7 protein-coding genes are annotated in these 8976 nt (G+C 68.8%); 2 read left to right on the top strand and 5 right to left on the bottom strand.

Going from position 1 to position 8976, the window contains the following annotated elements:
* Position 1: 1 nt before the first annotated feature.
* The 5 genes from EJC49_RS17315 to hutI form a co-directional block, all read right to left on the bottom strand.
* Positions 2–394 (bottom strand): carboxymuconolactone decarboxylase family protein, encoded by a 393-nt coding sequence (locus EJC49_RS17315; protein ID WP_210211815.1) that lies wholly within the window; start codon positions 392–394, stop codon positions 2–4.
* 153 nt (positions 395–547) lie between these two features.
* Complete coding sequence (gene hutU, locus EJC49_RS17320) at positions 548–2221, bottom strand: urocanate hydratase (protein ID WP_126701192.1); 1674 nt, start codon at positions 2219–2221, stop codon at positions 548–550.
* The gene (gene hutG / locus EJC49_RS17325; protein ID WP_126701193.1) at positions 2218–3018 is read right to left on the bottom strand and encodes an N-formylglutamate deformylase; all 801 of its coding nucleotides are present in this window, start codon (positions 3016–3018) and stop codon (positions 2218–2220) included. The genes hutU and hutG overlap by 4 nt, the downstream gene beginning before the upstream one ends.
* Before the next feature lie 226 nt (positions 3019–3244).
* The gene (hutH, locus tag EJC49_RS17330; protein WP_126701194.1) at positions 3245–4777 is read right to left on the bottom strand and encodes a histidine ammonia-lyase; all 1533 of its coding nucleotides are present in this window, start codon (positions 4775–4777) and stop codon (positions 3245–3247) included.
* A 358-nt stretch (positions 4778–5135) separates the two neighbouring features.
* Complete coding sequence (gene hutI / locus EJC49_RS17340) at positions 5136–6305, bottom strand: imidazolonepropionase (protein ID WP_245453447.1); 1170 nt, start codon at positions 6303–6305, stop codon at positions 5136–5138.
* 298 nt (positions 6306–6603) lie between these two features.
* Here hutI and EJC49_RS17345 point away from each other — a divergent pair, with 298 nt between their 5' ends.
* Together EJC49_RS17345 and EJC49_RS17350 are read left to right on the top strand one after the other, a co-directional pair.
* Positions 6604–7983 (top strand): formimidoylglutamate deiminase, encoded by a 1380-nt coding sequence (locus EJC49_RS17345; RefSeq protein WP_245453445.1) that lies wholly within the window; start codon positions 6604–6606, stop codon positions 7981–7983.
* A 5-nt stretch (positions 7984–7988) separates the two neighbouring features.
* Complete coding sequence (locus tag EJC49_RS17350; protein ID WP_126701198.1) at positions 7989–8681, top strand: histidine utilization transcriptional repressor HutC; 693 nt, start codon at positions 7989–7991, stop codon at positions 8679–8681.
* The last annotated feature ends 295 nt before the right edge of the window (positions 8682–8976 follow it).

The following is an 8976-nucleotide window of genomic DNA, read 5'->3' on the forward strand; positions in this document are numbered from 1 at the left end:
GTCAGGCTCCGATCTCGTTCAGCACGGTCTCGGCGGCGCGCAGGCTGCCGACCATGGCGGGGATGCCGCAATAGAGGAAGGAATGGACGAGGATTTCGCGGATCTCCTCCTTCGTGACGCCATTGGCGATGGCGCCGCGCACATGGACCTTCAGCTCCGGCTCCTTGCCGAGCGCGGCCAGCATGGCGAGCGTGATCATCGAGCGCTCACGGGTGGCGAGGCCGGGCCGCTGCCAGATTTCGCCGAAGCAGATGCGGGTGACGATGTCCTGCATTGGCTGCGTGAACTCGCTGGCATTGTCGATCTGCTGCTCGGCGCCGGCCGAGCCGAACATCTTGCGGCGCAATTCGATCCCGCGTTCATCGGGGCCGCGTTCGTCGGTCGTCGTGGTCATGAAATCCTCCCATCCGTGGCGCGACCCGGAGCGGAATCGCGTCGATGGGGCGAAGACGTAACATCATGAGGTTGCAGCCGGAAGCGGCAAGCGGTTCGGTTGCCGCGAGGCACGCGGACGGGGGCAAGCGCGCGGCGGGAAATGCGGGGCTCTTCAGTTGCCGAGGATGCCCGGCAGGCGCAGGCCCTGTTCGCGGGCGCAGTCCAGCGCGACGTCGTAGCCGGCGTCGGCGTGGCGCATCACGCCGGTGGCCGGGTCGTTCCACAACACGCGCTCCAGCCGCCGCGCGGCGTCGGGCGTGCCGTCGGCGACGACGACCATGCCGGAATGCTGCGAATAGCCCATGCCGACGCCGCCGCCATGGTGCAGCGACACCCAGGTGGCGCCGGAGGCCGTGTTGAGCAGCGCGTTGAGCAGCGGCCAGTCGGACACGGCGTCGGAACCGTCCTTCATCGCCTCCGTCTCGCGGTTGGGCGAGGCGACCGAGCCGGAATCCAGATGATCGCGACCGATGACGACCGGCGCTTTCAGTTCGCCGCTGGCCACCATCTCGTTGAAGGCGAGGCCGAGGCGGTGGCGGTCGCCGAGACCGACCCAGCAGATCCGCGCCGGCAGGCCCTGGAAGGCGATGCGCTCCTTCGCCATGTCGAGCCAGCGGTGCAGGTGCGTGTTGCCCGGCGTCAGCTCCTTCACCTTCGCGTCGGTGCGGTGGATGTCCTCCGGGTCGCCCGAGAGTGCCGCCCAGCGGAACGGCCCGACGCCTCGGCAAAACAGCGGGCGGATGTAGGCCGGCACGAAGCCGGGGAAGGCGAAGGCGTTCTCGAAGCCCTCGTCCTTCGCCACCTGGCGGATGTTGTTGCCGTAGTCGAGCACCGGCACGTCGGCGTTCCAGAAGGCGACCATGGCCTCGACATGCTCGCGCATCGACGCACGGGCGGCTTTCTCCACCGCCTTCGGATCGCTCTCCCGCTTCGCCTTCCACTCGCCGATGGTCCAGCCCTTCGGCAGGTAGCCGTTGAGCGGATCATGGGCGGAGGTCTGGTCGGTGACCATGTCGGGCCGCACGCCGCGGCGGTAGAGCTCCGGCACGATGTCGGCGGCGTTGCCGAGCAGGCCGACCGACTTCGCCTCGCCGGCCTTGGTCCAACGGTCGATCATCTCCAGCGCCTCGTCGAGCGAGGTGGCCTTGGCGTCGACATAGCGGGTGCGCAGGCGGAAATCGATGCGTGTCTCGTCGCATTCGATCGCGAGGCAGCAGGCGCCGGCCATGACGGCGGCCAGCGGCTGCGCGCCGCCCATGCCGCCGAGGCCGGCGGTGAGGATCCAGCGGCCCTTCAGGTCGCCGCCATAGTGCTGGCGGCCGGCCTCGACGAAGGTTTCGTAGGTGCCCTGCACGATGCCCTGCGTGCCGATGTAGATCCACGAGCCGGCGGTCATCTGGCCGTACATGGCCAGCCCCTTCCTATCCAGCTCGTTGAAATGATCCCAGGTTGCCCAATGCGGCACCAGGTTGGAGTTGGCGATCAGGACGCGCGGCGCGTCGGCATGGGTGCGGAAGACGCCGACCGGCTTGCCCGACTGGACGAGCAGCGTCTCGTCGTCGGAGAGCGTCTTCAGGGTCGCGACGATCGAGTCGAAATCGGCCCATGTACGGGCGGCGCGGCCGATGCCGCCATAGACGACGAGCTCGTTGGGATTTTCGGCGACGTCGGGATCGAGATTGTTCATCAGCATCCGGAGCGGGGCCTCGGTGAGCCAGCTTCTGGCGCTCAGTTCGGCGCCGCGGGGGCTGCGCACCTCGCGGACGTTGTGGCGGGGATTGCTCATGGTCGGGCTCCGGCAAGATCGAAGGCGATGGTCTCGATGGCTTTCAGGATGACGGAAAGGTGCGGGCGCAGACGCGTAGCGCGCGCCTCGTCATAGGCGAAGTCGTCGCCGAGATGGGTCGACTGGGTCAGCTCCATCTGGATGGCGTGGACGCCATCGGCCGGCCGACCGTACTGGCGCGTCGTCCAGCCGCCGCGGAAGCGGCCGTTGAGGACCGAGCTGTAGCCCTCGGCGGCACGGCACAGGTCGATGGTCGCCGCTTCAATGCGCGGATCGCAGGTCGCGCCATTGTCGGTGCCGACGTTGAAGTCGGGCAGCACGCCGTCAAAAAGATACGGGATCACCGGCCGGATGGAGTGGCAGTCGTAGAGCACGGCCACGCCATGCAGCGCCTTCACCCGCGCGATCTCGGCTTCGAGCGCCTCGTGGTAGGGCCGGTGAAACAATGCGACGCGGCGCGCTGTCTCGGCGGCGTCGGGCTCGCGGCCCGCCGTCCAGATCGGATTGGCGTCGAAGTCGATCTCGGGGATCAGCCCGGTCGTGGTCTGGCCGGGATAGAGGCTTGCGCCGGAAGGGTCGCGATTGGCATCGATCACATAGCGATGAAAGGTTGCGCGCACGGTGGTCGCGCCGGGCAGCAGGCCTTCATAGAGCGTGTGGATGTGCCAGTCGGTGTCGCGCAGCTTGCGGCCTTCGTCGTTGAGGCGGGCGGCGATGTCGTCGGGCACGTTCGTGCCGGTGTGCGGCAGGCCGAGGATGACGGGGGACGAGCCGCGGGTGATCTCGATGGGGGTCATGGGTGCTGGCTCCGCAGACGGCGGGCGGAATACGCCCGTTCAGCGGGAAATTGCGTGAGGCACCCCCACCCGTCGGAAGTTGGTGCGAGGCGCCCCCACCTCCTACCCCTCCCCACAAGGGGGAGGGGAATTCTGCGGCGTTGACGCCCCCCTCCCCCTTGTGGGGAGGGGTAAGGGGTGGGGTTTCTCCCGTGCAGAACTCGTTCACCGGCCATCGAATTCCCCCTCATCCCGCCAGCCCCGGCAACACGCCCTCGCCCACGCTGGCGTTCAGCGCGCCGGAGCGGACCAGTTCCGCCGCCGCCTCGAGGTCGCCGGCCATGTAGCGATCGACGTCGAGCGTCGGTACCACGGCGCGGATGGCGGCGTGGGCCTGGCCGAGCAGCGCGCTGGTCGTCAACGGGGCGCGGAAGTCGATGCCTTGCGCGGCGGTCACCGCCTCGATGCCGACGATGCAGGCCAGGTTCTCGGTCATGGCAAGAAGCCGACGCGCGCCATGGCAGGCCATGGAGACGTGGTCTTCCTGGTTGGCCGACGTCGGCGTGGAATCCACCGAAGCCGGATGCGCCATCTGCTTGTTCTCGCTCATCAGCGCGGCGGACGTAACCTCGGCGATCATCAGGCCGGAGTTCAGCCCCGGCTTCCTGGCCAGGAAGGCCGGCAGGCCGAAGGAAAGCGCGGGGTCGACCAGGAGCGCGATGCGGCGCTGGGCGATGGCGCCGATCTCGCAGACGGCGATCGCGATCTGGTCGGCGGCGAAGGCGACGGGCTCGGCGTGGAAATTGCCGCCGGAGACGACCGACCCGTCCGACAGCACCAGCGGATTGTCGGTGACGGCATTGGCTTCGATCTGAAGCGTTTGGGCCGTCATGCGCAGGATGTCGAGGCAGGCGCCGTCGACCTGCGGCTGACATCTTATGCAGTAGGGATCCTGCACGCGCTCGTCGCCTTCGAGATGGCTTTCGCGGATCGGCGAGCCGTCGAGAAGCCGCCGCAGCGCCGCCGCCGTGTCGATCTGGCCGCGATGACCGCGCAGGGCGTGGATCTCGGGATGGAACGGGGCCGACGAGCCCATCGCGGCGTCGGTGGACAGCGCGCCGGTGATGAGGGCCGCATTGGCGGCGCGGTGGGCGCGGAACAGGCCGGCGAGCGCGAGTGCCGTGGAGACTTGCGTGCCGTTGATCAGCGCCAGGCCCTCCTTGGCGGCGAGCACGACGGGCGCGAGACCTGCCCGGGCGAGCGCGTCGGCGCCCGGCATGCGCTGGCCGTCGAGAAACGCCTCGCCTTCGCCGATCATCACCGCCGTCATGTGGGCAAGGGGCGCGAGATCACCCGAGGCGCCGACGGAGCCCTTTTCGGGGATGACGGGGACGACGCCACGCGCCAGCATCGCTTCGATCAGTTCGACCGTCGCCGGCCGCACGCCGGAAGCGCCGCGGCCGAGCGAGACGAGCTTCAGCGCCATGATCAGGCGCACGATGTCGGCCGGCAGCGGCTGCCCGACGCCGCAGCAATGCGACAGGATGAGATTGCGCTGCAGGGTGGCGACATCGTCTGCCGCGATGCGGACGCTGGCGAGCTTCCCGAAGCCGGTGTTGATGCCGTAGACGGCAGCCGTTCCGCCGGCGATCCCGGCGATGCGGGCGGCGGCGGCCTCGATGCCCGGCCGGAAACCGTCGTCGAGCCGCGCGGGCTCTTCCGACCGGTAGAGACGTTCGAGGGTGGCGAGCGGGACGGAACCGGGATGAAGGGTGATCATCGGGCGCCTTTTCGTGGGTGGGCGGAGAGGTTCGACCTGCGTGCGACCGCTGCGATGCCAGTTGCGGCAACGCTGCGCTTGCCGGAGGCACGGCTAGCCGGGAGAAAGCCGGCGGCACCGGTGCTCGGCTCATTGAAAGCGCCGCGACCCCCACCCCTCACCCCTCCCCACAAGGGGGAGGGGGACCTCGACGACTGGTGCTTGCGACTGCGAAGCGAAGTCGTCTGCCACCCCCCTCCCCCTTGTGGGGAGGGGTAAGGGGTGGGGGTCGCGGCGGTGGAGCAACGCACGCCGCTCGCCCGGTCCGGCGCGCGGAGCGCATCGGGCTTCCACGGTGTCGCGACTGCGACCGGTGATATCAGAGCCAACACCCCACCACCCTCCGGTACAACGGATTGAAGCCGATCCGGTAGGCCAGTTCGGCCGGATGCCCGACGTCCCAGACCGCCAGTTCGGCGCGCTTACCGGCCTCGATGGTGCCGATCTGGACGGCCAGGCCGAGCGCGCGCGCGGCATGTCGCGTGACGCCGGCCAGCGCCTCCTCCGGCGTCAGCCGGAACAGCGTGCAGCCCATGTTCATCGCCAGCAGCAATGAAGTCAGCGGCGAGGAGCCCGGATTGCAGTCGGTCGCGAGCGCGATCGGCACGCCGGCCTCGCGCAGCTCGGCCACCGGCGGCAGCCTGGTCTCGCGCAGGACATAGAAGGCGCCGGGCAGGAGAACGGCCACCGTGCCGGACGCGGCCATGGCGGCTACACCGTCGGGGCCGAGATGTTCCAGATGATCGGCCGAGAGCGCGCCGCAGAAGGCCGCGAGCTTCGCGCCGCCGAGGTCTGACAGTTGCTCGGCATGCAGCTTGACGGGCAGTCCAAGCAAGGCTGCCCGGTCGAACACGCGGGCGATCTGGGCCGGCGAGAAGGCGATGCCCTCGCAGAAGCCATCGACCGCATCGGCGAGACCTTCGGCATGCGCGGCGTCGAGGGCCGGCAGCACCACCTCGTCGATATAGGCGTCGGGACGGCCCTTGTATTCGGCCGGCACCGCATGGGCGCCCAGAAAGCTCGTCTTCACGCGCACCGGGCGCAAGGTCCCGAGACGACTTGCTGCGCGCAGCATCTTCAACTCGTCCTCGACCGTCAGGCCGTAGCCGGACTTGATTTCGACGGTTGCGACGCCTTCTGCCATCAGCCGGTCGAGCCGGGGCAGCGCCTGCGCGACGAGCTCGTCCTCCGACAGCGCCCGCGTGGCGGCGACCGTCGAGACGATGCCGCCACCGGCGCGGGCGATCTCCTCGTAGGTGGCGCCCTTAAGCCGCATCTCGAATTCGTGGGCGCGGTTGCCGCCGAAAACGAGATGCGTGTGGCAATCGATCAGCGCGGGGGTCATCAGGCGTCCGCCGAAGCTTTCCGTCTCCGCGCCGCGCCAGCCGGCCGGGACGTCGTCCGGCGAGCCGACCCAGGCGATGAAGCCGTCCTCCACGCCGACTGCGCCCTGCGCGAGCAGGCCGTAGGGCGCGCCGCCTGGCTGCATGGTCGCGATCGCGAGGTCGGTGAGGATGCGGCGCAAAGGCTCGTCCGATGATTGGCAGTTTGCAATTTCGAGAAACAGGCTATTATGTATAGACATAATGAGTCAAGGGACGACCATGCAATCCGCGAACGGCACCCCGTCACCCTTTTCCGCAACGTCGGCTCACCTCACTCCGCCGTCATCCTCGGGCGTGTCCCGAGGATCTGCTGCCGGTTCTGGCGCGGATGCGGCGGGCGGCGCAGGTCGGGGAAAGAGCCATTCGGCGGACACGTCGCAGATCCTCGGGTCAAGCCCGAGGTTGGCGCCTCAGCGTGGAGCGATCCACGCCGCCACGGCCCTCCTCCCCACCGGCTGGGCGGACGGCGTGCGCGTCTCGATCGATGCGGACGGGCGGATCGGAACGGTCGAGACCGGCGTCGTCGCCCTGCCCGGCGATCATCGCGTAACCGCGCTGCTGCCTGCCCTCTCGAACCTGCACAGCCACACGTTCCAGCGGGCAATGGCGGGCCTGTCGGAATCGCGCGGGCCATCGGAGCGCGACAGCTTCTGGACCTGGCGGGCGATCATGTACCGCTTCCTCGACGTGCTGACGCCCGACGAAATCGAGGCGATCGCCGCCTTCGCCTTCCTGGAAATGCAGGAGGCCGGATTTGCGGCGGTGGCCGAGTTCCACTACCTGCACCACCAGCCGGGCGGGACGCCCTATGCCGACCTCGGCGAGCTCTCGGCGCGGATCGCGGCGGCGGCGGCCGAGACAGACATCGGCCTGACGCTGTTGCCGGTGCACTATGCGCAAGGCGGCGTCGACGGGCGCCCGATCGCTGGAGGGCAGTTGCGGTTCGGCAACGATCTCGACCGGTTTCTGGCGCTGCACGGCCGGGCGCGGGAGATCCTGCGCGACCTGCCGGCCGACACGGCGCTCGGCACCGCGCCGCATTCGCTGCGGGCGGTGAGTGCCGCCGACCTGACCGCGCTGTCGGCGGAATGCACCGGCCCCTTGCACATGCATATCGCCGAGCAGGAGAAGGAGATCGACGAGACCCTGGCCGTGTTCGGCGCACGGCCCGTCGACTGGCTCCTCGACAATGCCAGCGTCGATGCGCGCTGGTGCCTGATCCACTGCACGCACATGACCCCGGCTGAAACCCGGGCGCTGGCCGCAACGGGCGCCGTGGCGGGACTGTGCCCGGTGACCGAAGCCAATCTCGGCGACGGCATCTTCAACGGCGCCGACTACCTGGAGACTGGCGGGCGGTTCGGCATCGGCTCGGATTCGAACATCCGCATCTCGGTCGCCGACGAACTGCGCCAGTTCGAATACTCCCAACGCCTGCGTGACCGGGCGCGCGTGGTGCTGGCGGGACCGGGCCAGTCGGCCGGACGGAACCTCTACACGAAGGCGGTCGGCGGCGGAGCGCAGGCGCTGGGGCGCGATTCGGGCGCCATCGCGCCTGGGCTCTGCGCCGACCTCGTCGCGATAGACCCGGAACGCGACGGCCTTCCCGGCCTGTCGGGCGACCGGATCCTCGACGGCTTCGTCTTCGCCGGCTCGAACCGGTCGGTGACCGACCTCTGGTCGGCCGGGCGGCATGCGGTTCGCGACGGCCGTCATCTGGCGCGGGATGGCATCGTGGCGCGCTACACAGCCACGATCCGCGCGGTCCTCGCGCGACTGTGAGCCCCATGCAACGCAATTCCTTCAAGGCCATCAGGGCCGAACTCGAGATGCGCATCTCGAAGCGCCTGTGGCTGCCAGGCGAGACCATTCCCGGCGAGGAGGCGCTGGCGGTGGAGTTCGGGGCGGCCCGCGCGACCGTCAATCGCGCTCTTCAAGAACTGGCTCGGGCCGGTCTCGTCGAGCGCAAGCGCAAGTCCGGCACGCGCGTGGCGCTGCATCCCGTGCGCGAGGCGCGTTACGTGATTCCGCTCGTCCGCGCCGAAATCGAAGCGTCAGGCATGACTTACCAATATCGGCTGATCGGACGTCGGGAATGCGGCATGCCCGACGCCGTGGCGGCCCGCCTCGACGTGGCGCCCGGCACGCGCGGCCTGCATGTCACCTGCCTCCACCATGCCGACGGACAAGCCTATCAATACGAAGATCGCTGGATCAACCTCGACACGGTTCCGCAGGCGGGCGCGGAGAGCTTCGACACCATCAGCCCGAACGAATGGCTGGTGTCGAACGCGCCGTTCTCGCAGGCGCGGTTCTCCTTTCGCGCCGCGCCGGCTGAGGGGATCGAAGCAGACATCCTCGGGCTGGAGGCCGGCGCAGCGGTTTTCATCGGCGAACGCGTCACCTGGCTGTCGGGTCGGTCGATCACCTTCGTGCGCATGGTGCATCCGCCGTCCCACACGATGATCATGGACGTCTGACCCAGACCGTCGCCCGTTTCCGCGCCGTTTCGCCGGCCGCTGTGAGGTGCTCAACAGTTCTTTGAGGCATATCAAGGCAGTCTGACCTCTCCCCTCCTATCGTCCGTTTCGTGGAGGCGGCAGCTTCCGGCGGACTCCGGTTCGAAACATGCAAATGGAGCAATTTGACGCGTCCCGAAGGGAAGACAAAGGCGGCGCGGAAGGTTAGAACGCCTCCAAGGAGAAAAGACGAATGAACTTCGAAGCCTTTTTCGCCACGAAGCTCGATGGCCTGCGCGGCGAGGGACGCTACCGC

It is taken from the genome of Aquibium carbonis (genome assembly GCF_003970795.1).
GTDB lineage: Bacteria > Pseudomonadota > Alphaproteobacteria > Rhizobiales > Rhizobiaceae > Aquibium > Aquibium carbonis.